This window comes from Variovorax sp. GW821-FHT09A10, assembly GCF_059418385.1.
On record NZ_JBWKPT010000003.1, the window covers coordinates 121,122 to 146,498 of the forward strand.

24 protein-coding genes and 1 tRNA gene are annotated in these 25,377 nt (G+C 67.8%); 14 read left to right on the forward strand and 11 right to left on the reverse strand.

Translation table 11 applies throughout. The annotated features are described in order from the left end of the window. Positions 1-15: 15 nt before the first annotated feature. Genes AC07Q9_RS13910 through gmd form a run of 10 tightly spaced genes read left to right on the forward strand, consistent with a single transcriptional unit; the run spans position 16 to position 11,439 of the window. A complete protein-coding gene (locus AC07Q9_RS13910; RefSeq protein ID WP_495310127.1) occupies positions 16-1,344 on the forward strand; it encodes a hypothetical protein in 1,329 nt (442 codons plus the stop codon). A gap of 8 nt (positions 1,345-1,352) precedes the next feature. After that, entirely contained in the window at positions 1,353-2,444 is a 1,092-nt protein-coding gene (locus AC07Q9_RS13915; RefSeq protein ID WP_495310129.1) for a glycosyltransferase, read from the forward strand. Further along, entirely contained in the window at positions 2,441-3,394 is a 954-nt protein-coding gene (locus AC07Q9_RS13920) for a hypothetical protein (protein WP_495310130.1), read from the forward strand. The genes AC07Q9_RS13915 and AC07Q9_RS13920 overlap by 4 nt, the downstream gene beginning before the upstream one ends. A 29-nt stretch (positions 3,395-3,423) precedes the next feature. Continuing rightward, positions 3,424-4,380, forward strand: coding sequence for a hypothetical protein (locus AC07Q9_RS13925; protein WP_495310132.1), 957 nt, complete (start codon positions 3,424-3,426; stop codon positions 4,378-4,380). Continuing rightward, the gene (locus AC07Q9_RS13930; RefSeq protein ID WP_495310133.1) at positions 4,377-5,645 is read left to right on the forward strand and encodes a polysaccharide biosynthesis protein; all 1,269 of its coding nucleotides are present in this window, start codon (positions 4,377-4,379) and stop codon (positions 5,643-5,645) included. The genes AC07Q9_RS13925 and AC07Q9_RS13930 overlap by 4 nt, the downstream gene beginning before the upstream one ends. Beyond that, entirely contained in the window at positions 5,642-6,913 is a 1,272-nt protein-coding gene (locus AC07Q9_RS13935; protein ID WP_495310134.1) for a glycosyltransferase WbuB, read from the forward strand. The genes AC07Q9_RS13930 and AC07Q9_RS13935 overlap by 4 nt, the downstream gene beginning before the upstream one ends. Further along, the gene (gene galE, locus AC07Q9_RS13940; RefSeq protein ID WP_495310135.1) at positions 6,910-8,022 is read left to right on the forward strand and encodes a UDP-glucose 4-epimerase GalE; all 1,113 of its coding nucleotides are present in this window, start codon (positions 6,910-6,912) and stop codon (positions 8,020-8,022) included. Before AC07Q9_RS13935 ends, galE begins: the two co-directional genes overlap by 4 nt. A 40-nt stretch (positions 8,023-8,062) precedes the next feature. Next, positions 8,063-8,824, forward strand: a complete 762-nt coding sequence (locus AC07Q9_RS13945) for a LuxR C-terminal-related transcriptional regulator (RefSeq protein ID WP_495310791.1) — start codon at positions 8,063-8,065, stop codon at positions 8,822-8,824. A 59-nt stretch (positions 8,825-8,883) separates the two neighbouring features. Beyond that, positions 8,884-10,371, forward strand: a complete 1,488-nt coding sequence (locus AC07Q9_RS13950) for a mannose-1-phosphate guanylyltransferase/mannose-6-phosphate isomerase (protein ID WP_495310136.1) — start codon at positions 8,884-8,886, stop codon at positions 10,369-10,371. Between the two features lie 30 nt (positions 10,372-10,401). Further along, positions 10,402-11,439: a GDP-mannose 4,6-dehydratase gene (gene gmd, locus AC07Q9_RS13955; protein WP_495310138.1), complete on the forward strand. Its 1,038-nt coding sequence runs from the start codon at positions 10,402-10,404 to the stop codon at positions 11,437-11,439. Positions 11,440-11,547: 108 nt separating this feature from the next. Here gmd and AC07Q9_RS13960 read toward each other — a convergent pair. From AC07Q9_RS13960 to uvrB, 10 genes are all read right to left on the reverse strand, one after another. Next, positions 11,548-11,622: transfer RNA gene (locus tag AC07Q9_RS13960), tRNA-Val, on the reverse strand. A 75-nt stretch (positions 11,623-11,697) separates the two neighbouring features. After that, entirely contained in the window at positions 11,698-12,405 is a 708-nt protein-coding gene (dnaQ, locus tag AC07Q9_RS13965) for a DNA polymerase III subunit epsilon (RefSeq protein ID WP_495310140.1), read from the reverse strand. Then, on the reverse strand, positions 12,405-12,743 hold the full coding sequence (gene fdx, locus AC07Q9_RS13970) for an ISC system 2Fe-2S type ferredoxin (protein ID WP_099790179.1): 339 nt from the start codon (positions 12,741-12,743) through the stop codon (positions 12,405-12,407). Before fdx ends, dnaQ begins: the two co-directional genes overlap by 1 nt. A gap of 13 nt (positions 12,744-12,756) precedes the next feature. Then, complete coding sequence (hscA, locus tag AC07Q9_RS13975; protein ID WP_495310142.1) at positions 12,757-14,619, reverse strand: Fe-S protein assembly chaperone HscA; 1,863 nt, start codon at positions 14,617-14,619, stop codon at positions 12,757-12,759. A gap of 6 nt (positions 14,620-14,625) precedes the next feature. Then, positions 14,626-15,144: a Fe-S protein assembly co-chaperone HscB gene (hscB, locus tag AC07Q9_RS13980; RefSeq protein ID WP_495310143.1), complete on the reverse strand. Its 519-nt coding sequence runs from the start codon at positions 15,142-15,144 to the stop codon at positions 14,626-14,628. A gap of 63 nt (positions 15,145-15,207) precedes the next feature. Further along, positions 15,208-15,531, reverse strand: a complete 324-nt coding sequence (gene iscA / locus AC07Q9_RS13985; protein ID WP_007828190.1) for an iron-sulfur cluster assembly protein IscA — start codon at positions 15,529-15,531, stop codon at positions 15,208-15,210. Between the two features lies 1 nt (position 15,532). Next, positions 15,533-15,955 (reverse strand): Fe-S cluster assembly scaffold IscU, encoded by a 423-nt coding sequence (gene iscU, locus AC07Q9_RS13990; protein WP_070061054.1) that lies wholly within the window; start codon positions 15,953-15,955, stop codon positions 15,533-15,535. A 50-nt stretch (positions 15,956-16,005) separates the two neighbouring features. Then, positions 16,006-17,226, reverse strand: a complete 1,221-nt coding sequence (locus tag AC07Q9_RS13995; protein WP_489058440.1) for an IscS subfamily cysteine desulfurase — start codon at positions 17,224-17,226, stop codon at positions 16,006-16,008. Between the two features lie 87 nt (positions 17,227-17,313). Then, complete coding sequence (gene iscR, locus AC07Q9_RS14000; protein WP_056580055.1) at positions 17,314-17,850, reverse strand: Fe-S cluster assembly transcriptional regulator IscR; 537 nt, start codon at positions 17,848-17,850, stop codon at positions 17,314-17,316. 238 nt (positions 17,851-18,088) lie between these two features. Continuing rightward, positions 18,089-20,206, reverse strand: a complete 2,118-nt coding sequence (gene uvrB / locus AC07Q9_RS14005) for an excinuclease ABC subunit UvrB (protein ID WP_495310145.1) — start codon at positions 20,204-20,206, stop codon at positions 18,089-18,091. A gap of 105 nt (positions 20,207-20,311) precedes the next feature. Here uvrB and AC07Q9_RS14010 point away from each other — a divergent pair, with 105 nt between their 5' ends. The 4 genes from AC07Q9_RS14010 to AC07Q9_RS14025 all read left to right on the forward strand — a co-directional run bounded on the left by AC07Q9_RS14010 (position 20,312) and on the right by AC07Q9_RS14025 (position 24,408). Beyond that, positions 20,312-21,508, forward strand: coding sequence for an amino acid aminotransferase (locus AC07Q9_RS14010; RefSeq protein ID WP_307586982.1), 1,197 nt, complete (start codon positions 20,312-20,314; stop codon positions 21,506-21,508). 155 nt (positions 21,509-21,663) lie between these two features. Further along, positions 21,664-23,124: a polyhydroxyalkanoate depolymerase gene (locus AC07Q9_RS14015; RefSeq protein ID WP_495310147.1), complete on the forward strand. Its 1,461-nt coding sequence runs from the start codon at positions 21,664-21,666 to the stop codon at positions 23,122-23,124. Positions 23,125-23,143: 19 nt separating this feature from the next. Continuing rightward, positions 23,144-23,776 (forward strand): RnfABCDGE type electron transport complex subunit B, encoded by a 633-nt coding sequence (locus tag AC07Q9_RS14020; protein WP_495310148.1) that lies wholly within the window; start codon positions 23,144-23,146, stop codon positions 23,774-23,776. Then, positions 23,773-24,408, forward strand: coding sequence for a LysE family translocator (locus tag AC07Q9_RS14025; protein WP_495310149.1), 636 nt, complete (start codon positions 23,773-23,775; stop codon positions 24,406-24,408). The genes AC07Q9_RS14020 and AC07Q9_RS14025 overlap by 4 nt, the downstream gene beginning before the upstream one ends. Positions 24,409-24,417: 9 nt before the next feature. Here the strand turns inward: AC07Q9_RS14025 and yedA are convergent, their stop codons facing one another. Beyond that, positions 24,418-25,335: a drug/metabolite exporter YedA gene (yedA, locus tag AC07Q9_RS14030; RefSeq protein WP_495310151.1), complete on the reverse strand. Its 918-nt coding sequence runs from the start codon at positions 25,333-25,335 to the stop codon at positions 24,418-24,420. Positions 25,336-25,377 lie beyond the last annotated feature (42 nt).

A 25,377-nucleotide genomic window follows, 5' to 3' on the forward strand; every position in this document is an offset into this window, starting at 1 on the left:
GAAACGGACCGCGCCATGCGAACCCTCGTCTTCTGGTCCGGCATCGTCTGCGCCGCGCTGTGCGGGCTGATCGATCCTGTCTGGGGCTACGGGGTGGTGTTCGTGCTGACAGTGGTGCAGCTGTCGATGCTGGGCACCGCCGGCGACAGCGTGTTCCTGTTGATCCACTACACGGCGGTGCTCATCTACTTCTCGCTGGCGCCGGCGATGCAGATCGCGACCGACACCGACTTCTGGGACGTCGGCATCGTCGGGCAGGCCGCGCACACGCAGGCGCTGATGCTCGTGTTGATGTACATGGCCGGCGTGGAGGCCGCACGGCTGGGCCAGCCCGCGCCGCCGGCCGGGCCCTGGCCGGCGCCCCGCACGCACGGAGCACACGCCGCCGGCGTCGCCCACCCCTTCCTGCTGCTGGCCTGCCTGGAGGTGGCGTTCGCCATGCTCTTCCTGCGCCCCGACATGAACTTCACGGCGCGCGGCGTGATTTCCGAAGAGGAGGCCGCGCCGGTCCAGTACATCGTCTATTCCACGCTGCCCAAGCTCATGGTGCTGCTGTGCTGCGTGGCGCTCGCGATCCACGCCACGCGCCAGCGCACGCTGTGGGCCTGGTGCGTCGCGGGCCTGTCGTTCGCGCTCGCCGCCATCGCCGCCAACCCGGTCAACACGGCGCGCCAGATCATCCTGATCGGGCTGCTGCCGCTGCTCATCCATGCCCTGGGGCGGCGCCACCGGTGGGCCCTCGTCGCCGTGATCTTCGGCGCCATCGCGGGCCTGGGGCCGGTGCTGAACCTGATCTCGCGGGACGCCATGTGGGGCGCGGAGCTGGCGTCGTACCCCTTCAGCCAGGACTTCGACGCGATGTTCGTCATCGCCGGCATCCTGGAGCGCGCGCCCTCGCCCGAGCTCGGCTATGGGCGCTACCTGCTCTCGGCGTTCTCCTTCGTGCTGCCGCGCGAGCTGAAGATGTTTCCCGAGTTCGATCCGCTCGGCTGGCCGGCCGTGCTGGGCAACTTCTCGCAGAGCAACCTGTCGCTGCCGCCCTTCACCACCGCGTACTTCGACTTCGGGCTGGCGGGCCCGGCGCTGCTGGGCTTTGCGGTCTCGGCGCTCTTTCGCGTCGTCGACAAGGCCGTCGACCCGCACCGCGCGCTCACGCCCGGCTCCCTGTGCGCGCTGGTGCTGCTGGCCGCCTACGTGCCGTTCCTGCGCGGCCCGATCCTGGGCTGGGGACCGTTCGCCGTCTCGGGGCTGGCCGCGGCCGTCGTCGCCGGCAGCCTCGCCGCGTGGTTCCGCCGGCCGGCCCCCCGCCCGGCGCGCCAGCCTGCCGACGGCCTGAGAACGTGAGCGCGACCATGGCCACCTACCTCTTCTACGACACCATCCGGCTCAACGCGTCGGCGGGTGGGGTGCTGAACGTGTCCGAGGTGCTGCTGCAGAGCATGCGCGCGGCGCCGGAGCACCAGGTGCAGCCGATCAGCGAGCGCCATCCGCGCCTGTACGCGATCGCGCGGCGGTTGAAGATCAGCCGCTTCGTGCTCGACACGCTGCTCTACAACCTCCACCTGGTGCGCGGGTGGCTGCACGGGGAGCGGGTGTACTCACTGTTCCCGAACTACTTCCTGCCCTTCTCGCTGCTGGCGCCCTTCGGCCGCCACCGGGACTCGATCGTGGTGGTGCACGACGTGCAGTACAAGTCGTACCCGCAGTACTTCACGCCGCAAAAGCGCCTCTGGCTCGACTGGAACCTGCAGCGCGTCGCGCGCAGCGCCGCCGACGTGATCTTCATCAGCCGCAGCAGCCAGGAAGATTTCGAACGCCACTTCAGGCGCTGCGCGCACCCGGCGGTGATCTTCAATCCCGTGGATGCGGGCGCCGCCCCCCCGGCTTCCGGCAACACGCCGGCGCCCGGCGAGCGCTACCTGATCGCGGCCTACCACTACTACCCGCACAAGAACTTCGAGGGCATCCTTAAGCTGTTCGTGCGCATGAAGCGCCAGGGCCTGGTCGACTGCCTCGACATCACGGGCAACGGCGCCAAGGAGGTCGAACGCATGATCTCGGCCCTGGCGCCCGCGTTCCGCGCCAGCGTGCGGCACCGGGGGCTGGTGTCGCGGGACGAACTGCTGCGGCTGTACCGGGGCGCGACGGCCTTCATTTCGCTGTCGACCTTCGAGGGCTTCAACCTGTCGGCCGCCGAGGCCGCCACGCTGGGCGTGCCGCTGCTGCTCTCGGACCTGCCGGTCCACCGCGAGCTCTTCGCGGGCTACGCGTTCTTCATCGGCAACGAATTCGGCGGCCTGGGCGGCATCGAGCGCTACCTGGCCGCGCACCAGCGCACGCGCCCCGCGTGGTCACTGTCGCGGGCCTGCGCACCGGGCGCGGTGGCGGCGAGCTACCTCACGCTCAAGCGCGGCGACGCATCGCTGGCGAGGGCCACGCCATGACGAACCGCGCACGCGCCCTGCTTCACGCGCTCGCGGCGCTGGCGCTCGGGCTGGCCGCGTGGGCCGGGTCGGCCGCGGCGGCCCTGCCCGAAGCGCAGGGCGTGCAGGGCTTCGGCGTGATGGTCCACTACCTGCCCGACAAGCAATCCATCGCCGGCATCGGGCGCTTCGACGTCGAGGCCTTCGCCGCCGCGCTCGCCGAGATGCGCGCCAGCCATCTCATCCTCACGCTCGGGCAGAACAACGGCCAGTTCATCGCGCCGAACGCTGCCCTCGAAGCGCTGTGCCCGCGCAGCGCCGCGAACCGTTCGCCGCGCGACCTGCCGATGGAGATCGGCCGCGCGCTGCGGCGCCACGGCATCGCGCTGATCCTCTACCTGCCGTTCCGCGCACCGCAAGGCGACCCCTACCTGATGGAATGCCTGGGCGACGTCTCCGAGCAGCAGCCACCGCCGGCGCGCTTCATCGCCGCCTGGTCGGCCGTGATCGACGACTGGTCGCAGCACTACGGCGCGCTCGCCACGGGCTGGTGGTTCGACGGCGTCTACAACACGACCGGCATGACCGCGCGCGACTGGGATCGGCTGTGCGCGGCCGCGCGCAGCGGCGCCCCCACCCGGTGGCTGGCCTTCAATGCCGGCGAGGGGGCGGCGCGCTTCAGCCTCAAGAGCGCGCCGTGCCAGACCCTCATGGCGGGCGAGTACCTGCAGCCCACCGCACGCCTGGCCTCGCCGCCCTCCGAACTCCGGCTGCATGTGCTGACGCCGCTGGGCGCCTCCTGGGCCCAGCCGAGCGCGCCGCGCTTCTCGGCGACGCAACTGCGCAGCTGGATCGGCGACGCGAACGCCCGGGGCGGAATGCTCACGCTCGACATGCCGCTGGACGCCGACTTCCACTTTCTTCCCGCCCACGTCGCGCTGGTGCGCAGCGCCACCGCGCCGCGGCCCTGAACCGTCTTGCCAAACGCCTTGCCCCGACCATGGACCACGCCCTCCCCTTCATCGTTGTGGAAGACCGCCGGAACACGGCCCTGCGCCTGTGCGGCGAATCCGCGGCCAGGGCGCAGGAGCCGCTGGTCGTGCTGTCGGACTCCGACGCCGGGCCGGCATACGAACGCTTCTGCCAGGCCTACGTGCACCTGTCGAGCAACACGCCGGCGTTCGAGAAGATCTGCTTCCGGCGCTACTTCCTGCTGGCGAACCATCTCGCAGCACACCCCGATTGCCGCGCCTTCGTGCTGATCGACAGCGACGTGCTGCTGTTCCGCGGCGTCGGCGCCCACATTGCGCGTCTGGTGGGCAGTGCCGATTTCTCGGGCTCCAGCATCCTGCCCACAGGCGGCTGGAACCCCTGCCAGGTTTCGCCGCACGTGAGCTACTGGACGGCCGCCGGCCTGCAGGACTTCGTCGCCTGCCTCGTGCGCATGTACAGCACGCCCGCCGGCCTGCACCAGCTGCGCGAGATCGCCGAGCGCTTCGCGGCCCGCAGCGTGCGCGGCGGGGTGTCCGACATGACGCTGCTGTACCTGTGGGCGCAGGCCACGGGCAACACCGTGCCGATCAACCGGGTGTTCGACGGCCAGGTGATCGACCACAACGTCAACGGCGGCACCAACCATCTCACGCGCGAGTTCCGCGTGCGCGGCGGCGCCAAGCGCCTGGCCTTCGTCGACGGCCAGCCCTGCCTGCAGACGCCGGCGGGCGACACGGTGCGCGTGCTCGCGCTGCACTTCCAGGGCTCTGCCAAGCTGGCGATGCAGCCCGCGCTGCATCGCCGCGTATACACGGTCGCGGCGCTCACCTGGGCACTGCAGATGGCACGCCGGGCCAAGAACAACGCGCACCGGATCGCCTCGCGCGCGCGCCGCATGGCCGACAGCCTGGGCTTCGCGGATGCGCCGGCAGCCAAGCACCCCGCGGACGGGAGCACGCCATGAAGCCAGCCGCCGGCACCTCGTTCGCCCTGCCCGGCGTCCGCCTGGCGCAGCGCCTGGGGCTGGGGGCGCTCGCATCGCGGCTGTATGTGTACCTGTCGGGTTTCCTGGCGATCTTTCTCATCGCGGCGCAGGTGGCGCCCGCGCGCTTCGGCGAGTACTCGATCTACCAGTCGGTGCTGGAAGTGGCGCTGGTCGTGGGCACGCTGGGCAGCTCGCTGCTGTTCTCGCGCAATGCCGCGAGCGTGCCGCCCCGGGTGACGCGCGGCGACCTGGTGCGCACGCTGGCGATCGGGCTGCCGCTCGCCGCGCTGCTCGCGGCCGGCGTCGTGGGTGCGCAGCGCCTGCCGGTGGTCGGCATGCCCTTCGTGCTGATCGTGTTGTCGCTCGCGGTCTTCGCGTTCAACAGCCTGCGCCTGTCGTACAGCCGGGGCCTGGGCCATGCAGGCCTGCTCAACCTGGAGTCGGGCGTGCGCGCGACCGTGCTGGTGCTGGGCGTGGCGGCGATGGCTGTGCTCGGTCTGGAGATCGGTGTGGCGCACCTGCTCGCCATCAACCTGCTGGCCTTGACGCTCGTGGGCGCGGCCATCTTCCTGACGGCGAACGGTGCTGCGCCGCCGGCCGGGCCGCCCGTGCTGGCGCTCGCGTCGCAGGCCAGCGCCACGGTGTATGCGCTGCTGACCTTCCTGCTGCGCAAGTCGGACCTGCTGCTGGTGGCGCTCTTCATGCCGCTGGGCTACGTGGGCGCGTTCAAGCTGGCCTTTCTTCTCGCGGAGGCGCCCTCGCAGTTCGTGCAGGCCTTTCTCGTCACGAAGACGCCGGCGATGCTGGACGCCAACGCGGGCAACCTCACGCGCGAGAAGCTGCGGCTGGCGCGGCATTCGTTCCTGCTCGGCTGCATGCTCTTCGTGGGGCTGGCGGGGCTGATGGCGGTGGCCGCGCCGTTGCTGAAGCTCGGCCCCGAGGCGCGCGACATCTTCGTGTGCATCGCGCCGTACTTCCTGCTGAGGACCTACACGGTCCATCACGAAATCATGCTCTCGCTCAACGCCACGATGGGCTCGCTCGGCTGGTGGACGCTGCTGGAGTTCGCGCTGCGCATCGCCTCGTACGGCATCGTGATCTCGCTCTTTCCGGACAAGCCGCACTACGTCTTCTTCATCGCCTTCGTCTCCGACTTCCTGCTGTACGAGCTGCGCATGCGCGCGCTGTTCGGCTTCTTTCCGATCGTGCGCCTGCTGCGCCCGGTCATGGAGACGTCGCCGTGAAGATCCTGCTGTACTCGATGAACTTCGCGCCCGAGCTGGCCGGCATCGGCAAGTACTCGGGCGAGATGGCCGACTGGCTCCAGGCCCGGGGCCACGACGTGCGCGTGATCGCGGCGCCGCCCTTCTTTCCGCACTGGGCGGTGTTCGAGGGGCATTCGGCCTGGGCCTATCGCAAGATCACCGGGCGCAACGGCCTCACGGTCTGGCGCGCCCCCACCTGGGTGCCTTCGCAACCGCGTGCGCTGGCGCGCGTGGCGCACCTGTGCTCGTTCATGCTGTCGAGCCTGCCGCTGCTGCTGGCGCAGGCGCGCTGGAAGCCCGGCCTCGTGGTCGTCGTGGAGCCGCCGCTTTTCTGCGCGCCTGCGGCGCTGTGCTTCGCGAAGCTGCTCGGCATCCCGTCGTGGCTGCACATCCAGGACTTCGAGGTCGATGCGGCGTTCGGCCTGGGCCTGCTGCGCGGCGCGGGCGTGCGGCGTGTCGCGCTGTCGCTGGAGCGCTGGCTGCTGGCGAGGTTCGACCGCGTGTCGACCATCTCCGCGGCCATGATCGACAAGGCCCGGAGCAAGGGCATCGGTGAAGGTCGCCTGGTGCTTTTCCCGAACTGGGTAGACGTCTCGGCGGTTCGCCCCGCCCCCCATGTGGACGGCGGCTACCGGGCCGAACTGGGCATTGCGCCCGATGCCGTGGTTGTGCTCTATGCGGGCAGCCTGGGCGCCAAGCAGGGCATCGAGCTGCTGGCCGAGGCGGCAGGCCTGCTCGCCGACCGGCAGCACATCCACATCGTGATCTGCGGCAACGGCCCGAGCCGCGGCCCGCTGATGTCGGCCTGTGCCAGCCTGGACCGCGTGCACTTTCTCGACCTGCAACCCGCCGAGCGGCTCAACGAATTGCTGGGCATGGCCGACATTCACGTGCTGCCGCAGCGCGCCGATGCCGCCGACCTCGTGATGCCCTCGAAGCTGGCTGGCATGTTCGCGAGCGGCAAGGCCGTGATCGCCACGGCGCACCCCGGCACCGAACTCGCCCGCGTGGTCGCGGACCGCGGCGTCGTGGTGCCCCCTGGCGATGCCGCCGTGCTGGCCGACGCGATCGCGCAGCTCGCGTGCTCGCCGGGCCTGCGCGCTGCGCTCGGCGCGGCGGGCCGCGCGTTCGCTCAGGCGGAGCTCGACCAGGACGCGATCCTGTCGCGCTTCGAGCAGGAACTGCTTCGCTGCGTGGCGCAGCCAGGCACGACCACGCCGTCTTCCCTTCACGAGTCACGGCCATGACCCCCTCCAAGATCCTCGTGACGGGTGGCGCCGGCTTTGTCGGAAGCCACGCCTGCGTGGCGTTGATCTCGGCCGGCTTCCTGCCGGTGGTGCTGGACACGCTGGTCAACAGCGATCCGCGTTCGCTGGAGCGCGTGGGGCGCATCTGCGGCGTGCAGCCGCAGCTCGTGCGCGGCGACGTGCGCGACGCGGCGGTGCTCGACCGCGTGTTCGCCGAGCACGGGGTCGACGCGGTGCTGCATCTCGCGGGGCTGAAGGCGGTCAGCCGCTCGGTGAGCGACCCGCTGGGCTACTACGACGTCAACGTGGCGGGCAGCCTGGCGCTGGCGCGCGCCATGGAGCGCGCCGGCGTGCGCACGCTGATCTTCTCGTCCTCGGCCACGGTCTACGGCGACATCCCGCGCTCGCCGATCCGGGAAAGCGCGTCGTACGCGGCCGTCAACCCCTACGGGCGCTCCAAGGTGATGGTGGAGCGCATGCTCGCGGACCTCTCGCGCTCCGATCCGCGCTGGGGCATCGCGTGCCTGCGCTTCTTCAACCCCATCGGCGCGCACGAGAGCGGCCTGCTGGGCGAGCACCCCCAGGGGCCACCCGACAACCTGGTGCCGTATGTCTCGCAGGTCGCGGTGGGCGAGCGCGGGCACGTCGTCGTGCATGGCAACGACTACGACACACACGACGGCACGGGGGTGCGCGACTACGTGCACGTGATGGACGTGGCCGAAGGCCATGTGGCGGCCCTGCGGTACGCGGCGCTCCATCGGGGCCTGCTCACCGTGAACCTGGGCACGGGGCGCGGCGCGTCGGTGCTCGACGTGATTGCGGCCTTCGAACGCGCGTGCGGGCACCGCATCGCGGTGCACATCGGGCCGCGCCGTCCCGGCGATGCCGCGGCCTACTGGGCGGATGTGCAGCACGCCCAGGACAGGCTCGGCTGGCGTGCACAGCGAAGCCTGGACCAGATGTGCGCCGACAGCTGGCGCTGGCAGCTGGCGAACCCGCGCGGCTTCGACGCGCCGGTGCCGGACTTCCCGGTCCACACCGCCGACGCCAGCGCCACATCGGCCTCCCTCCCTCACTCACTCCAACCGGGGCAAGAACATGGTTGACAACACGCTCATGACGTCCGGCGAACCCGCCCCCGCCGCGATGCTGCTGCGCCAGCAGGGCACTTCCACCACCCCCGCGTACGCGTCCGCCGCAAGGCTGTGGCCGGACTTCATGACGGGCCAGGAAAAGTCGCCGGTGCGCGTGCTGCTCATCGACGACGACGAGTACATGCGCCGGGTGATCGCCCAGGAGTTGCTGTCGGACCTGCGCATCCAGCTCGAAGGCCAGGCCGACAGCATCCGCGAGGGACGCAAGCTGCTGGCCACGCATGCGTTCGACGTGCTGATGGTCGACCTGCGGCTCAGCGACGGCATGGGCTTCGAGCTGATCACCGAGGCGCGCCGCCACCATGGCAACGGCGAGATCATCGTGATCTCCTCGCTCGAGGACGACGCCCACGTGCTGCGGGCCTTCGAGCTGGGCGCCACGGGCTATCTGCTGAAGAACGCCTGGCTGCAGAGCTTCGCCGAGGCGGTGCTGCACGTGGTGAACGGCGGCGCCGTCATCACGCCGCGGCTCGCGCGGCGCCTGCTGCACCGCCTGAACCAGCAGCCGCGCGAGCAGCCGCAGCAGCAGCCCGCCGACGACGCCATGTCGCCGCCGCACGGGGCCACGCTGACGCCGCGCGAGAGCCAGGTCCTTCGCCACGTGGCGTCGGGCTGCGTCTCGGCGGAGATCGGCGCCAGGCTCGGCATCACCGGCCAGACGGTCAACGTGCACATCAAGAGCATCTACAAGAAGCTGCATGTGCATTCGCGCGCCCAGGCGGTGAACTTCGCCGTTCACACGGGCCTGATCTGAGCGGCACGCCTTCGAAGCGATCCGATCCACCACCCACCGCACAACAAAGGCTGGTCACCATGAACACCCCCACCATCCATCCCGTGGTCCTGTGCGGCGGCAGCGGCACGCGGCTGTGGCCGCTGTCGCGCAAGGCCTTTCCCAAGCAGTTCGCGCCGCTGGTCGGCAACAAGAGCCTGCTGCACCTCACGCTCGAGCGGCTCGCCACGCTGAACCGGACGATCACCTGCGTCGCGTCGGAAGAGCATCGCTTCCTGGTGCGCGAGGCGATCGAGAACGCGCACGCGCAGGGCCGCCAGATCTTGGAGCCCGTGCCCCGCAACACGGCCGCCGCGATGGCCGCGGCGGCCCTGCTGGCCGAGCCCGACGACCTGCTGCTCTTCGCGCCCGCGGACCACCACATTCCCGACGTGGCGCTGTTCGAGGCCACGATGCGCAGCGGCGTCGATGCAGCCCTGGCAGGCAACATCGTCACCTTCGGCATCGCGCCCAGCTTTCCGAGCACGGCCTACGGCTACATCGAGGCGGCCGGGGCCACGGGCCATGGCCCCAGCCGCGCGGTGGCGCGCTTCGTCGAGAAGCCGACGGCGGCGGTGGCCGCAGCGCTGATCCTGCAAGGCAACTACTGCTGGAACGCGGGCATCTTCCTGGTCCAGGCGCGCACGCTGGTCGCCGCACTGCGCACGCATGCGCCCGACATCCTCGCCACCTGCGAACGCGCGACCGCCGCGGTGTCAGTCGACGGCAGCTTCGTGCGCCTGGACCGCGAGGCCTTCGAAGGTTGCCGCAGCGACAGCATCGACTACGCGGTCCTCGAAAAGCACGCCGACGTCGCGGTGGTGCGCTTCGAGGGCGCGTGGAGCGACGTGGGCAGCTGGAACGCGGTGGCCCAGTTGCACCCGGCCGACGAGGCGGGCAACCGCGTGAGCGGCACGGGCAGCGTGCTGAACTCGCGCAACACCTTTGTCCATGCGCCGCACCGGCCGGTGGTGGCGCTGGGCACCGAGGACCTGATCATCGTGGACACGCCGGACGCGGTGCTGGTCGCGGGCGCGGACTGCGCCGAACAGGTGGCCGAGGTGGTGCGCATGCTGTCGCGCGAGGGCACGGTCGAAGCCACCGAGCATCGCCGCGTGGTACGGCCCTGGGGCGCCTACGACAGCATCGACACAGGCGAGCGCTTCCAGGTGAAGCACCTGACCGTCAAGCCCGGCGGCAAGCTGTCGCTGCAGATGCACCACCACCGCGCCGAGCACTGGATCGTCGTCAAGGGCACGGCCAAGGCCACGCGCGGCGGCGAAGTCCTGCTGGTGCGGGAGAACGAGTCGATCTACCTGCCCTCGGGCACCATCCATCGGCTGGAGAACCCCGGCAAGACCATGCTGGAAGTGATCGAGGTGCAGACCGGCAGCTACCTCGGCGAGGACGACATCGTGCGCTTCGACGACACCTACGGCCGCTGTCCCGCGGCCGAGAAGCGCGAGGCGCTCGCGATGGCATCGGCCGTGGCGCTGGCGATCGAACGCGGCATCGATGCGCCGGCCTGACCCCTTCCTTCATCCCACTGCACCGAAGCCATGAAAAAACGCGCTGTCGTCACTGGCATTACCGGACAGGACGGGGCGTACCTGGCCGAGCTGCTGCTGGGCAAGGGCTACACCGTCTACGGCGCCTTCCGCCGAACCAGTTCGGTGAACTTCTGGCGCATCGAGTCGCTCGGCATTCAGGACCACCCGGAGCTGCAGCTCGTGGAATACGACCTGACGGACCTGGGCAGTTCGCTCACGCTGATCCGGGACGCAGAGCCCGACGAGGTCTACAACCTGGCGGCGCAGAGCTTCGTGGGCGCGAGCTTCAACCAGCCCGAAGCCACCACGCACACCAACGGCCTGGGCACCCTCCACCTGCTTGAAGCGATCCGCCTGACGAACCGCCAGATCAAGTACTACCAGGCATCGACGTCGGAGATGTTCGGCAAAGTCCAGGCCATTCCGCAGAAGGAAGACACGCCCTTCTACCCGCGCAGCCCGTACGGCGTCTCCAAGCTCTTCGCGCACTGGATGACGATGAACTACCGGGAGAGCTATGGGATCTTCGGTTGCTGCGGCATCCTGTTCAATCACGAGAGCCCGTTGCGCGGCCGCGAATTCGTGACGCGCAAGGTCACCGACGCGGCGGCCAAGATCAGGCTCGGCAAGCTCGATGTGCTCACGCTGGGCAACCTGGACGCCAAGCGCGACTGGGGCTACGCGAAGGAGTACGTCGACGGCATGTGGCGCATGCTGCAGGCCGACAAGCCGGACAACTACGTGCTCGCCACCCACCGCGCGGAAACCGTGCGGGAGTTCGTCGACATGGCGTTCAGGGCCGCGGGTTACGAGCTCCGGTTCGAAGGAATGGGACAGGAGGAAGTCGCCATCGACCGCGAGACCGGCAAGGTCCTCGTGAAGATCGACCCGAAGTTCTATCGCCCGGCCGAAGTGGACCTGCTCATCGGCGATGCGTCGCATGCCAGGAAGACGCTGGGCTGGGAGCCCCGCACGACGCTGGAGGAACTGTGCGCGATGATGGTGGAGGCCGATTTGCGGCGCAACCGCGAAGGCCATTCCTTCTGAGCGCCCGAGGTGCGCTGGCCGCACAGCAGACCCCTCCTGAATGGCGCCGGGATTTGCGCGGGACCAACGAAAACGGCACCTGATGGTGCCGTTTGTCGTAGGTCTGAATGGTGGGCGGTGGAGGTTTCGAACCTCCGACCCCAGCAGTGTGAATGCTGTGCTCTACCCCTGAGCTAACCGCCCTGAGACACTGCTTTTGAGTTCAGTGTCTTGAACACGTATCGCGTTGTGCGAAGCCTCAGATTATGCCATAGCTTTTCAGCCGTTTTGGCGAAATAAAGTTTTTCCGCCGCTGGATTTGTCGAGTTGCGACAACACGGCCTCGTGCGCGCTGAGTTCATGCTCGGCCGCCTCGATCACCGGCAGCTCGAACTGGCTCAGGTCGATGGCCACGACCGTCGTGCCCTGCGCGGGCTCGTTCGAGGCCACGTCGATCAGCAGTGCGTCCTGCCCGCGCGTGAGGTTGATGTAGACGTCGGCGAGCAGCTGCGCGTCGAGCTTGGCGCCGTGGAAGGTGCGGTTCGAGCGGTCGACACCGAAGCGGTCGCACAGGGCGTCGAGCGAATTGCGCTTGCCCGGGTAGACCAGCTTGGCCATGGCCAGCGTGTCGGTCACTTCGCTCACGAAGGTCTTGAGCGGCGGCAGGCCGGCGCGCTCGAATTCCTTGTTGAGAAAGCCGACGTCGAAGGCCGCGTTGTGAATGATCAGCTCGGCGTCGCGCAGGTACTCGATGATGTCCTTGCCCAGCGTGGCGAACTTCGGCTTGTCGCGCAGGAAGTCGGTGGTCAGGCCGTGAACCTTGAGCGCGTCCTCGTGGCTTTCGCGCTCCGGGTTGAAGTAGATGTGCAGGTCGTTGCCGGTGAGCTTGCGGGCGAACAGCTCCACGCAGCCCAGCTCGATGACGCGGTCGCCGTTCTCCGCAGACAGGCCGGTGGTTTCGGTATCGAGAACGATCTGGCGCGACATCAGTGGTTTTCCTTGGCGTGGTTGATCGTGTACTTGGGAATCTCGATCGTCACATTCTCCTGCGCCAGGATGGTCTGGCAGCTCAGGCGCGACTGCGGCTCCAGGCCCCAGGCACGGTCGAGCAGGTCTTCCTCGCCTTCCTCGGCTTCATTCAACGAATCGAGGCCCGCGCGCACGATCACGTGGCAGGTCGTGCAGGCGCAGCTCATCTCGCAGGCGTGCTCGATATTGATGTCGTTGTCGAGCAGGGCCTCGCAGATCGAGGTGCCGGCGGGCGCGGTGATCTCGGCGCCTTGCGGGCAGTACTCGGGATGCGGGTAGATCTTGATCGTGGGCATGAAATGGTTCTGTCTACAGGGATTCGACCTTGCGGCCTGCGAGCGCGCGTGCAATGCCCGCGTTCATGCGCTGGGCGGCAAAGGCCTCGGTGTCGTTGGCCAGCGCCTTCGTGGCGGCTTCGATCACAGCGGCTTCGTTGCTGCTCTTGGCAACATCGCGCAGCCGTGCCATCGAGGCGTCGATGGCGGCGCGTTCCTCGCTGTTCAGCAGATCGCCGTCGGCATCGAGCGCGCTCTGCGTGGCCAGCAGCATGCGGTCGGCATCGACGCGGGATTCGACCAGCGCACGGGCCTGCATGTCCTGCTGCGCGGTGGAGAAGCTTTCCTGCAGCATGGTCGCGATCTGGTCGTCCGACAGGCCGTACGACGGCTTGACCGCCACGCTGGCCTCGACGCCGCTGCCCTGCTCCTTGGCACTCACGCTCAGCAGGCCGTCGGCGTCGACGGTGAAGGTGACACGAATGCGCGCCGCACCCGCCGCCATCGGCGGGATGCCGCGCAGCGTGAAGCGCGCAAGGCTGCGGCAGTCGGACACGAGGTCGCGCTCGCCCTGCACCACGTGCAACGCCAGCGCGGTCTGACCGTCCTGGTAGGTCGTGAAGTCCTGCGCCATCGCGGTCGGGATGGTCTGGTTGCGCGGCACGATGCGCTCGACCAGACCGCCCATGGTCTCGATGCCGAGCGACAGCGGGATCACGTCGAGCAGCAGCAGCTCGCCCGCGCCGTTGTTACCGGCCAGCTGGTTGGCCTGGATCGCGGCACCGAGCGCCACGACCTCGTCGGGATTCAGGTTGATCAGCGGCTCGCGACCGAAATAGGCAGCCACTGCGTTGCGGATCTGCGGCATGCGTGTGGAGCCGCCGACGAGCACGATGCCCTGCAGGTCTTCGGGCTTGAGCTTCGCGTCGCGCAGCGCCTTGCGCACGGCTGCGAGGGTGCGATCGGTCAGCGCCTGGGTGGCCGCGAAGAACTGCGCACGGGTCAGCGTGAACTCAGCCTTTCCGCCCGCCAGCGCGGCGCTGAAGAGGGTCGACTCGGCATCGGTCAGTGCCTCCTTGGCGGCACGCGCGGCCACGAGCAGTGCGGCGCGGTCGTTGTCGCTGCCGGCCTGGCGGCCGGTTTGCGCGAGCACGAAGTCGGCGATGGCGTGGTCGTAGTCGTCGCCGCCCAGGGCCGAGTCGCCACCCGTCGCGATCACTTCGAACACGCCCTGCGTGAGCCGCAGGATCGAGATGTCGAAGGTGCCGCCGCCCAGGTCGTAGACCGCGTAGACGCCTTCGCTCGCGTTGTCCAGGCCGTAGGCAATGGCGGCGGCGGTCGGCTCGCTGATGAGGCGCAGCACGTTCAGGCCCGCGAGCTGCGCGGCGTCCTTGGTCGCCTGGCGCTGGCCCTCGTCGAAGTACGCCGGCACGGTGATGACGGCGCCGTAGAGCTCGTCGTCGAAGGTGTCTTCGGCGCGGTAGCGCAGCGTGGCCAGGATCTCGGCGCTGATCTCGACGGGCGACTTCTCGCCGGCGGAGGTCTGCACCTTGACCATGCCGCCGTCGTCACCGCCGATGCGGTACGACATGGCCTCGCGGTTCGCGATGTCGGCCAGGCCGCGGCCCATGAGCCGCTTGACCGAGGTGATGGTGTTGGTGGGGTCCTGCGCGCGCGCGGCCACGGCGTCGAAGCCAATCTGGCGACGGTCGCCGTCGAGGTAGCGCACCGCCGAGGGCAGCAGCACGCGGCCCTGGTCGTCGGGCAGGCACTCGGCCACGCCGTTGCGCACCGAGGCCACCAGCGAATGCGTGGTGCCCAGGTCGATGCCCACGGCAATGCGGCGCTGGTGCGGGTCGGGCGCCTGGCCGGGTTCGGAAATCTGAAGAAGAGCCATAGGGGCCTATTGTCCCAACTGATCGAATTTTTTCTCGACGTCCTCGCCGAAGCGCTCAATGAACATGAGGGCTCTCACCTGCTGCACGGCACCGGGGTAGTCGCCCTTCTCGTCGATCAGCCAGTCGAGCGACGAGAGTGCGCGGGCGCGCGTGGTTTCGACGTCGGCCTGCAGCAGCTCGACGGCGGCGATGTCGCGGGCGTCGTCGAGCGCTTCGCGCCACTCCATCTGCTGCATGAGAAAGGCACCCGGCATCGCCGTGTTGTTCTCCGCATTCAGCGGTGCGCCGTTGAGTTCGCAGATGTAGCTCGCGCGACGGATCGGGTCCTTCAGCCGCTGATAGGCCTCGTTGATGCGCACCGACCACTGCATGGCCACGCGCTGCGCGGCGGCGCCTTGCGCGGCAAAGCGGTCCGGGTGCGCCTCGCGCTGCAGTTCCTTCCAGCGCGCGTCGAGCACGGCGCGGTCCTGCGCGAAGGTCGCCGGGACGGCGAACAGTTGGAAGTCGGTGTCGTTGAGGTTCATGGCAATAAAAAGCCGCCAGCACATGACATGGTGGCGGCTGTGGTCGCGGTCAGCGACGACGCATCAGATGCGAAAACTTTCGCCGCAGCCGCAACGGTCGCGTTCGTTCGGGTTGATGAACTTGAAACCCTCGTTCAGGCCTTCGCGCACGAAGTCGAGCTGCGTGCCGTCGATGTAGGCCAGGCTTTTCGGGTCGACCAGCACCTTCACGCCGTGGTCTTCGAACACCACGTCTTCAGGCGTGAACTCGTCGACGTACTCGAGCTTGTAGGCCAGGCCCGAGCAGCCGGTGGTCTTCACGCCCAGCCGCACGCCCACGCCCTTGCCTCGTTTGCCGAGGTAGCGGGTGACGTGGCGCGCAGCGGCTTCGGTCAGCGTGACGGCCATCTCAGTGAACAGCAGCTTCGGCGGTCGACTCGGTGGTCTTGGCGCCGTGCTTGGCCTTGTAGTCGCTCACGGCCGCCTTGATGGCGTCTTCCGCGAGGATCGAGCAGTGGATCTTGACCGGCGGCAGCGCCAGTTCTTCGGCGATCTGCGCGTTCTTGAGGGCTGCCGCTTCGTCGAGCGTCTTGCCCTTGACCCATTCGGTCACGAGCGACGAGGAAGCGATGGCCGAGCCGCAGCCGTAGGTCTTGAAGCGCGCGTCTTCGATCACGCCGGTTTCGGGGTTGACCTTGATCTGCAGCTTCATCACGTCGCCGCAAGCCGGTGCGCCGACCATGCCGGTGCCTACCGAGTCGTCGCCCTTTTCGAAGGAGCCGACGTTGCGGGGGTTTTCGTAGTGGTCGATGACCTTGGAAGAATATGCCATGGTGTACCTCTCAAACTTTGTTCAATCGTGGAGCCTTGGGCTGGCCTGGGTCAGTGGGCCGACCACTGGATCGTGCTGATGTCGACGCCGTCCTGGAACATCTCCCACAGGGGGCTCAGCTCGCGCAGCTTGGCGACGTTGTGCTTGATGGTCGAGATGGCGTAGTCGATTTCTTCTTCGGTCGTGAAGCGGCCGATGGTCATGCGCAGGCTGCTGTGGGCCAGCTCGTCGCTGCGGCCCAGGGCGCGCAGCACATAGCTGGGCTCCAGGCTGGCCGAGGTGCAGGCCGAACCCGACGACACCGCCAGGCCCTTGATGCCCATGATCAGCGACTCGCCTTCGACGTAGTTGAAGCTCATGTTCAGGTTGTGCGGCACGCGGCGCTCGAGGTCGCCGTTGATGAAGACCTGTTCGACATCCTTCAGGCCGTCGAGCAGGCGCTTCTGCAGACGCGCTGCGTGGGCGATGTCGTCCTTCATCTCGAGCTTGGCGATGCGGTAGGCCTCGCCCATGCCGACGATCTGGTGCGTGGGCAGCGTGCCCGAGCGCATGCCGCGCTCATGGCCGCCGCCGTGCATCTGCGCTTCGATGCGGATGCGCGGCTTGCGACGCACGTACAGAGCGCCGATGCCCTTGGGACCGTAGGTCTTGTGCGAAGCCAGGCTCATCAGGTCGATGGGCAGCTTGGTGATGTCGATGTCGACCTTGCCGGTGGCCTGGGCCGAGTCGACGTGGAAGATCACGCCCTTTTCGCGGCAGACGTTGCCCAGCGCGACCACGTCCTGGATCACGCCGATTTCGTTGTTCACGAAGAGCACGCTGGCCAGGATGGTGTCGGGGCGGATGGCCGCCTTGAACTTCTCGAGATCGACGAGGCCGTTTTCCTCGACGTCGAGGTAGGTCACTTCGAAGCCCTGGCGCTCGAGTTCGCGCATGGTGTCGAGCACGGCCTTGTGCTCGGTCTTCAGGGTGATCAGGTGCTTGCCCTTGCCCTTGTAGAACTGGGCCGCGCCCTTGAGGGCCAGGTTGATCGACTCGGTGGCGCCCGACGTCCAGACGATCTCACGCGGGTCGGCGTTGATCAGGTCGGCCACCTGGCCGCGCGCCTTTTCGACCGCCTCTTCGGCTTCCCAGCCCCAGGCGTGGCTGCGCGATGCCGGGTTGCCGAAGTGTTCGCGCAACCAGGGAATCATGGCGTCGACCACACGCGGGTCAACCGGCGTGGTGGCGCCGTAATCGAGATAGATCGGGAAATGAGGAGTGACGTCCATGGCTGGCTCGGGCTGGCGTGGGGGTTGTTTTATGAGGTCGGGGCAAACTCGGGGCGATGCCCGCAGGCATCGCCGGACTCGATCAGGTCAGGACTTCGCGAAGACGTTGCCGAGAGCGAAGACCGAATTCGGCGCATTCACGCGAATGGGCTTGACCACCGGCTGGGCCGAGATGGCACGCTTGACGACCGGCTTGTTCTCGATCTGCACGCCCTTGGCGATCTGGTCGTCGACCAGCTTCTGCAGCGTGACGGAGTCGAGGAACTCGACCATGCGCTGGTTCAGCGAGGCCCAGAGTTCGTGCGTCATGCAGCGACCCTGCTCACCGAGGCAGTTTTCCTTGCCACCGCACTGCGTGGCATCGATCGGCTCGTCGACGGACACGATGATGTCGGCGACCGTGATGTCTGCCGCCTTGCGTCCGAGGCTGTAGCCGCCGCCGGGGCCGCGGGTCGATTCGACCAGCTCGTGGCGGCGCAGTTTGCCGAACAGCTGTTCGAGGTACGACAACGAAATCTGCTGCCGCTGGCTGATCGCAGCCAGCGTGACCGGACCGGTGTTCTGACGCAACGCCAGATCGATCATTGCTGTGACCGCAAAACGGCCTTTGGTAGTGAGACGCATCGCAAGCTCCTTCAAGTGCTTACCGTTGAAATGACACCACAGCCTTGGGCCGCGGTGACTTCGTCTCCGCCCTGCCCGACCCCGACGCTGGTGAACCAGCCGGTAGGAGTCGGTCCTTCATCGCGAAGTTCTTTGTTGTTGAGTATTTCGGTCAAGTATAGCAGATGCCCCTGAACTCTGCTCGGGTAAACCCCAGCGCGGTTCGCTTGAAGAAAGCGAACTTATGGCCTAGCCGAAATCAGGCCGCCAAACCGGGGATGTTGTCGCCGCCCGACGCCCCGAACGCCTGCTCGCGCAGCAGCGCCAGCTGGTCGCGCACCCGGGCCGCTTTCTCGAATTCGAGGTTGCGGGCGTGCTCCAGCATCTGCTTCTCGAGCCGCTTGATTTCCCGGGCGATGTCTTTCTCGCTCATGTCCTCGACCTTGGCGCGTTCCAGGTCGAGCTTGGCCATTTCCTTGCCGGTCTTCTCGCTGTAGACGCCGTCGATCAGGTCGCGCACCTGCTTCACGATGCTGCGCGGCGTGATGCCGTTCGCCTCGTTGTGGGCGATCTGCCGGGTGCGGCGGCGCTCGGTTTCGCCGATGGCCTTCTTCATCGACTCGGTCATCCGGTCGGCATAAAGAATGGCCTTGCCGTTCAGGTTGCGCGCCGCCCGGCCGATGGTCTGGATCAGCGAGCGCTCGGCGCGCAGGAAGCCTTCCTTGTCGGCATCGAGGATCGCGACCAGCGACACCTCGGGAATGTCCAGCCCCTCGCGCAACAGGTTGATGCCCACCAGCACGTCGAAAGAGCCCAGGCGCAGGTCGCGCAGGATTTCCACCCGCTCGACCGTGTCGACGTCGCTGTGCAGGTAGCGCACCTTCACGCCGTTGTCGCTCAGGTAGTCGGTGAGCTGCTCGGCCATGCGCTTGGTCAGCGTGGTGATCAGCACGCGTTCGTTCTTCTCGACGCGGATGCGGATCTCGCCCAGCACGTCGTCCACCTGGTGCGTGGCGGGGCGCACCTCGACCTCAGGGTCGATCAGCCCGGTCGGCCGCACCAGTTGCTCAACGACGTTGCCGGCGTGGTCCTTCTCGTACTGCGCCGGCGTGGCCGACACGAAGATGCACTGGCGCGCCCGCTTCTCGAACTCCTCGAGCTTGAGCGGCCGGTTGTCCAGCGCGCTCGGCAAGCGAAAGCCGTACTCGACCAGCGTGACCTTGCGCGCCCGGTCGCCGTTGTACATGGCGCTGAGCTGGCCCATCATCTGATGGCTCTCGTCGAGGAACATCAACGAGTCCTTCGGCATGTAGTCGGTGAGCGTCGCCGGCGGGTCGCCAGGCTCCGCGCCCGAAAGGTGCCGCGTGTAGTTCTCGATGCCCTTGCAGTGGCCGATCTCGGCCAGCATTTCCAGGTCGAAGCGCGTGCGCTGCTCCAGCCGCTGCGCCTCGACCAGCTTGCCCGAGCCGGTCAGTTCCTTGAGCCGGCCGGCCAGTTCGATCTTGATGGTTTCGACCGCCGCCAACACCTTGTCGCGCGGCGTCACGTAGTGGCTCGACGGGTACACCGTGAAGCGCGGCACCTTCTGGCGGATGCGTCCGGTGAGCGGGTCGAACAGCTGCAGCGACTCGATCTCGTCGTCGAACAGCTCGAAGCGGATGGCCAGCTCGCTGTGCTCGGCCGGGAACACGTCGATGGTGTCGCCGCGCACGCGGAACGTGCCGCGCGCAAAGTCCTGCTCGTTGCGCGTGTACTGCATGCGGATGAGCCGCGAGATCAGGTCGCGCTGGCCGACCTTGTCGCCGACGCGGGCAATCAGCCGCATCTCCATGTAGTCCTCGGGCGTGCCGATGCCGTAGATGGCGCTCACCGTGGCCACGATGACCGTGTCGCGCCGCTCCAGCACGCTCTTGGTGGCCGACAGGCGCATCTGCTCGATGTGCTCGTTGATCGAGGAATCTTTCTCGATGAACAGGTCGCGCTGCGGCACGTAGGCTTCGGGCTGGTAGTAGTCGTAGTAGCTCACGAAGTACTCGACAGCGTTCTTCGGGAAGAACTCGCGGAATTCGCTGTAGAGCTGGGCCGCCAGCGTCTTGTTGGGTGCGAACACGATGGCCGGGCGGCCCAGCCGGGCGATCACGTTGGCCATGGTGAAAGTCTTGCCCGAGCCCGTCACGCCCAGCAGCGTCTGGTACACCTCGCCGTCGAGCACGCCGGCCACCAGGCCGTCGATGGCCGTGGGCTGGTCGCCTGCCGGCGGATAAGGCTGGAACAGCTCGAACGGCGAGTCGGGATAGCGGATGAATTCGCCCTGTTTCGCCGGCCCGATCGGGTCGACTTTCTTCAGGTCTGCTATGGCTTCGGTGTTCTCTGGCATGGCTGTTCCCGACAGGTGGCGTGGCGCCGGTAAAATTCAAGGCAACCGGAAAGGATAAAGCCTCCTCCGGTTGCCAGCGAAGCTTTCATCCCAAAGGACCTTTCCATGTCTATGTTCACCGCGGTCGAAATGGCGCCGCGCGACCCGATCCTCGGCCTCAACGAGCAATTTGCAGCCGACACCAACCCCCTCAAGGTCAATCTCGGCGTCGGCGTGTATTACGACGACAACGGCAAGCTGCCCCTGCTCCAGTGCGTGCAGGCCGCAGAGCAGAACATGATGAAGGCCCCCTCGGCCCGCGGCTACCTGCCGATCGACGGCATCGTGGCCTACGACAACGCCGTCAAGGGCCTGGTCTTCGGCCCCGAGAGCGAGCCCGTCACCTCCGGCCGCGTGGCCACCATCCAGGCCATCGGCGGCACCGGCGGCCTGAAGGTCGGCGCCGACTTCCTCAAGAAGCTCAACCCCAACGCCACCGTGCTGATCAGCGACCCGAGCTGGGAAAACCACCGCGCGCTGTTCACCAACGCCGGCTTCACGGTCGAAAGCTACCCCTACTACGACGCCGCCCAGCGCGGCATCAACTTCGACGGCATGCTGGCCGCCCTGAACGCGGCACCGGCTGGCACCATCGTCGTGCTGCACGCCTGCTGCCACAACCCGACCGGCTACGACATCACCCCCGCGCAGTGGGACCTGGTCGTTGCTGCCGTCAAGGCCAAGGGCCTCGTGCCCTTCCTCGACATGGCCTACCAGGGCTTCGGCTACGGCCTGAAGGAAGACGGCGCGGCTGTCGCCAAGTTCGTCGACGCCGGCCTGACCTTCTTCGTGTCGACCTCGTTCTCCAAGAGCTTCAGCCTGTACGGCGAACGCGTCGGCGCCCTGTCGGTGCTGTGCGAGAACAAGGAAGAAGCCGGCCGCGTGCTGTCGCAACTCAAGATCGCCATCCGCACCAACTACAGCAACCCGCCGATCCACGGCGGCGCCGTGGTGGCCGCGGTGCTCGGCACTCCCGAGCTGCGCGCCCTGTGGGAAAAGGAACTGGGCGAGATGCGCGTGCGCATCAAGGCCATGCGCCAGAAGCTGGTCGACGGCCTGAAGGCCGCCGGCGTGAAGGAAGACATGAGCTTCATCACCACCCAGATCGGCATGTTCAGCTACTCGGGCCTGACCAAGGACCAGATGGTGCGCCTGCGCAACGAGTTTGGCGTGTACGGCACCGACACCGGCCGCATGTGCGTCGCCGCGCTCAACAGCAAGAACATCGACTACGTCTGCGCGTCGATTGCGAAGGTCATCTAGGTGACAACCGGGTGTGAGTGAATCGACTTTTTGACGATTCGTTCACATTCGGCCACAGAAGGCGAATCCAGCCCGCTTCGGGCTAGGGTTCGGCCCCCTGCGCCGCGGCAAATGCACTGATATATTGCACTGCAACATCCACTCAAAGACCCGCGATGCTCTATCAACTCTACGAAGCCCAGCGTTCCCTGATGGAGCCCTTTTCGGACTTCGCCCAGGCCGCCTCCAAGCTCTACGGCCCCGGCGCCGTCTGGAGCCAACTGCCGATGGCACAGCGCATGGCCGCCGGCTATGACCTGCTGTACCGGCTGGGCAAGGACTACGAGAAGCCCGAGTTCAACATCAAGTCCGTCAAGGTCGACGGCGAAGACGTCGTGATCCAGGAGGCCGTCGAGCTCGACAAGCCCTTCTGCGAACTGCGCCGCTTCAAGCGCTTCACCGACGAACCGCACATCCTCAAGACGCTCAAGAGCCAGCCCGTGGTGCTGATCGTGGCGCCGCTGTCGGGCCACTACGCCACGCTGCTGCGCGACACCGTACGCACCATGCTGCAGGACCACAAGGTCTACATCACCGACTGGAAGAACGCGCGCCTGGTGCCGCTGTCCGACGGTGAGTTCCACCTGGACGACTACATCAACTACGTGCAGGAGTTCATCCGCCGCCTGCAGGCCGAATACGGCAACTGCCACGTGGTGAGCGTGTGCCAGCCCACCGTGCCGGTGCTGGCGGCCGTGTCGCTCATGGCCAGCCGCGGCGAAGCGCTGCCCCTCACGATGACCATGATGGGTGGCCCGATCGACGCGCGCAAATCGCCCACGGCGGTGAACAACCTCGCGACCAACAAGAGCTTCGAGTGGTTCGAGAACAACGTGATCTACCGCGTGCCACAAGGCTTCCCTGGCGCGGGCCGCAAGGTCTACCCGGGCTTCCTGCAGCACACGGGCTTCGTGGCCATGAACCCCGATCGCCACGCCAGCAGCCACTACGACTACTTCAAGGACCTGATCAAGGGTGACGACGCCAGCGCCGAAGCCCACCGCAAGTTCTACGACGAGTACAACGCCGTCCTCGACATGGACGCGGACTACTACCTCGAGACCATCCGCACCGTGTTCCAGGACTTCGACCTGGTCAACGGCACCTGGGATGTGAAGAACCCCGCCGGCCAGGTGGAGCGCGTGCGTCCGCAGGACATCCACGCCACCGCCCTGCTCACCGTCGAAGGCGAGCTCGACGACATCTCCGGCTCGGGCCAGACCCAGGCCGCGCACAGCCTGTGCACCGGCATCGCCGACGGCAAGCGCGAGCACTACGAGGTCAAGGGCGCGGGCCACTACGGCATCTTCAGCGGCCGCCGCTGGCGTGACCTGGTCTACCCGAAGGTCCGCAACTTCATCGCCGCCAGCGACGAGCCCCAGCGCCGCGCCGGTGCGCGCGAAGAGCTGCCGGCCGAAGACCGCATCAAGCCGGGCCAGAAGCTGAAGGCCGTGGCAACCGCCGCGGCCCGCAAGACGCCGGTCGCCGCCAAGAAGGCCGTCGCCGTGAAAGCCGCGCCGGCTGCCAAGAAGCCGGCCGCAGCGGCAAAGAAGTCCCGCGCCAGCGCCGCGCGCTGAGCCGCGCGCATCACCCACCGTGAACGGGCTGGCCGCACGCATCAACGACGCACTGCCTCAAACGCAGTGCACACGGTGCGGCTATCCCGATTGCGCGGGTTATGCGCAGGCCATCGCCGACGGCGAGGCCGACATCAACCAGTGCCCGCCCGGCGGCGCCGAGGGCATCGAGCGCCTCGCGCTGCTCACGGGCCGCGCCGCGCTGCCGCTCGATCCGCAGTTCGGCACCGAAGGCCCGCGCGCCATGGCGGTCATCGACGAGGCCTGGTGCATCGGCTGCACGCTCTGCCTCGACGCCTGCCCGACCGACGCGATCATCGGCATCAACAAGCGCATGCACACGGTGATCGAGGCGCACTGCACGGGCTGCGAGCTGTGCATTCCGGTCTGCCCTGTCGACTGCATCTCGCTCGAGATTGAAACCCCCGGCCGCAGCGGCTGGCAGGCGTGGTCGCAGGCACAGGCCGAGGCCGCATTGCAGCGCTACAAGCTGCACGCCCAACATCGCGAGACAGCGAAGCGTGAGGCCGAACCCGCACCTGCCGCCGCCGAACCGCAGGCCGCCGACACGCGCAAGCGCTCCATCGTCGAAGCCGCCCTGGCGCGTGCTCGCGCCGCCGCCGAACAGCGCCAAGGAGCAACGAAACCATGACCCTCGACACCCTGCTGATCTACGCCGTCGCCTCGCTCGCCCTGGCGGTGATCCCCGGCCCGACCATGCTGCTGGCGCTGTCCAACGGCATCGACGGCGGCATGCGCCGCGCCAGCTGGGGCATCGCGGGCGCGTCGCTCGGCAGCGTCTCGCTGATCGCGGTCGTGGCGCTCGGGCTGGGCTCGCTGCTCGCGGCCTCGGAATGGCTCTTCAACGCGATCCGCGTCGCGGGCGTGGCCTACCTGGTCTGGCTCGGCATCAAGCTGTGGCGCAGCGAAGCGACCGACCTGGGCACGGCGCTGGCCAAGTCGGCCGTCGAGGTCCGTCCGCACGGGCGCATCGCCCTCGTGCGCAGCCTCATGGTGGCGCTGTCGAACCCGAAGACGGTGCTGTTCTTCGCCGCCTTCCTTCCGCAATTCATCGACACGGCCAAGCCCCAGGGCATGCAGTACCTGGTGCTGGGCGCGATCTTCGTCGTGCTCGACACCTGCGTGATGCTGGCCTATGCCGGCGCCGGCACGCAGGCCGTGCGCTGGCTCTCGCGCCGCGGCCTCACGATGCTCAACCGCAGCTGCGCGGTCGGCATGTGGCTGCTGGCCGCCACCCTCGCCTTCTGGCGCCGTCCGGCCTGAGCTGTTCGATCAGCCCTTCTGCGGGCGCTTGAAGAGCAACAGCAGCACGCCCGCCAGCACCACGCCCACCGCGTACCACTCGAAGCGCGTGACCGTCTCTTGGGCGATCCACACGCCCAGCAGCATGGCGATCACCGGATTGACGAAGGTGTAGCTCGCCGCCAGCCCGGCCGGCGCCTGCGCGAGCAGCACCATGTAGGCGTTGAACGCGATCAGCGAGCCGAACACCACGAGGTAGACCCACGCCCCCAGCGCCACCGGCTGCGGCGGCCAGGTCATCGTTTCGCCCGACACCGCGGCCAGCACCATCAGCACCACACCGCCGCACAGCATCTCGCTCGCGAAGCCCATCGCACCGGGCGCCAGCGGCAGCTTGCGCTGGCTCAGCACGCTGCCGAGCGACCAGCAGATGCAAGCCACGCAGATCGCCACCAGCCCTTCAGGCGAGGCCTTGAAGCCGCTGCCCTGCGTGAGCATCAGCACGCCGACGAGCCCGAGCGCAATGCCCGCTGCTTCGAGGCGCGCCGGCTTCACGCCCCAGATCAGGTTCAACAAAGCAATCAGCAACGGGATGACGGCAATGAACGCCACCACCAGCCCCGAGCCGATCGACACCTCGGCCAGGGCCGTGCCACCCATGCCGCCGCCGAGCATCAGCGCGCCGACGACCAGCGCATTGCGCCACTGCAGGCGCGTCGGCCAGGGCGTGCCGCGCCAGCGCATCCACGCCGCCAGCAGCACGCCCGCGACCAGGAAGCGCGAGCCCATCTGCAGGAACGGCGGAAAGCTGATCAGCGCGTACTTGATGGCCAGGTAGGTCGAGCCCCAGACCACCCAGGTGGCGGCCAGGCAGAGCCACAGCAGCGGCGTCAGCCGGGGGCGCGAAGAAGCAGGCGCGGCCTGCGCAGTTGGTGCGAGTGTCGACATGGCGAGGGTGTCTCTTATTGGTATCAGGTGTCCGTCATGGTA

What these genes read in the sequence shown, in the direction of transcription:
- AC07Q9_RS13910 (WP_495310127.1), top strand. Translation starts at nt 16, where the DNA reads ATGCGAACCCTCGTCTTCTGGTCCGGCATCGTCTGCGCCGCGCTGTGC.
- AC07Q9_RS13915 (WP_495310129.1), top strand. Translation starts at nt 1,353, where the DNA reads ATGGCCACCTACCTCTTCTACGACACCATCCGGCTCAACGCGTCGGCG.
- AC07Q9_RS13920 (WP_495310130.1), top strand. Translation starts at nt 2,441, where the DNA reads ATGACGAACCGCGCACGCGCCCTGCTTCACGCGCTCGCGGCGCTGGCG.
- AC07Q9_RS13925 (WP_495310132.1), top strand. Translation starts at nt 3,424, where the DNA reads ATGGACCACGCCCTCCCCTTCATCGTTGTGGAAGACCGCCGGAACACG.
- AC07Q9_RS13930 (WP_495310133.1), top strand. Translation starts at nt 4,377, where the DNA reads ATGAAGCCAGCCGCCGGCACCTCGTTCGCCCTGCCCGGCGTCCGCCTG.
- galE (WP_495310135.1), top strand. Translation starts at nt 6,910, where the DNA reads ATGACCCCCTCCAAGATCCTCGTGACGGGTGGCGCCGGCTTTGTCGGA.
- AC07Q9_RS13945 (WP_495310791.1), top strand. Translation starts at nt 8,063, where the DNA reads ATGCTGCTGCGCCAGCAGGGCACTTCCACCACCCCCGCGTACGCGTCC.
- AC07Q9_RS13950 (WP_495310136.1), top strand. Translation starts at nt 8,884, where the DNA reads ATGAACACCCCCACCATCCATCCCGTGGTCCTGTGCGGCGGCAGCGGC.
- gmd (WP_495310138.1), top strand. Translation starts at nt 10,402, where the DNA reads ATGAAAAAACGCGCTGTCGTCACTGGCATTACCGGACAGGACGGGGCG.
- dnaQ (WP_495310140.1), bottom strand. Translation starts at nt 12,405, where the DNA reads ATGTCGCGCCAGATCGTTCTCGATACCGAAACCACCGGCCTGTCTGCG.
- fdx (WP_099790179.1), bottom strand. Translation starts at nt 12,743, where the DNA reads ATGCCCACGATCAAGATCTACCCGCATCCCGAGTACTGCCCGCAAGGC.
- hscA (WP_495310142.1), bottom strand. Translation starts at nt 14,619, where the DNA reads ATGGCTCTTCTTCAGATTTCCGAACCCGGCCAGGCGCCCGACCCGCAC.
- hscB (WP_495310143.1), bottom strand. Translation starts at nt 15,144, where the DNA reads ATGAACCTCAACGACACCGACTTCCAACTGTTCGCCGTCCCGGCGACC.
- iscA (WP_007828190.1), bottom strand. Translation starts at nt 15,531, where the DNA reads ATGGCCGTCACGCTGACCGAAGCCGCTGCGCGCCACGTCACCCGCTAC.
- iscU (WP_070061054.1), bottom strand. Translation starts at nt 15,955, where the DNA reads ATGGCATATTCTTCCAAGGTCATCGACCACTACGAAAACCCCCGCAAC.
- AC07Q9_RS13995 (WP_489058440.1), bottom strand. Translation starts at nt 17,226, where the DNA reads ATGGACGTCACTCCTCATTTCCCGATCTATCTCGATTACGGCGCCACC.
- iscR (WP_056580055.1), bottom strand. Translation starts at nt 17,850, where the DNA reads ATGCGTCTCACTACCAAAGGCCGTTTTGCGGTCACAGCAATGATCGAT.
- uvrB (WP_495310145.1), bottom strand. Translation starts at nt 20,206, where the DNA reads ATGCCAGAGAACACCGAAGCCATAGCAGACCTGAAGAAAGTCGACCCG.
- AC07Q9_RS14010 (WP_307586982.1), top strand. Translation starts at nt 20,312, where the DNA reads ATGTCTATGTTCACCGCGGTCGAAATGGCGCCGCGCGACCCGATCCTC.
- AC07Q9_RS14015 (WP_495310147.1), top strand. Translation starts at nt 21,664, where the DNA reads ATGCTCTATCAACTCTACGAAGCCCAGCGTTCCCTGATGGAGCCCTTT.
- AC07Q9_RS14025 (WP_495310149.1), top strand. Translation starts at nt 23,773, where the DNA reads ATGACCCTCGACACCCTGCTGATCTACGCCGTCGCCTCGCTCGCCCTG.
- yedA (WP_495310151.1), bottom strand. Translation starts at nt 25,335, where the DNA reads ATGTCGACACTCGCACCAACTGCGCAGGCCGCGCCTGCTTCTTCGCGC.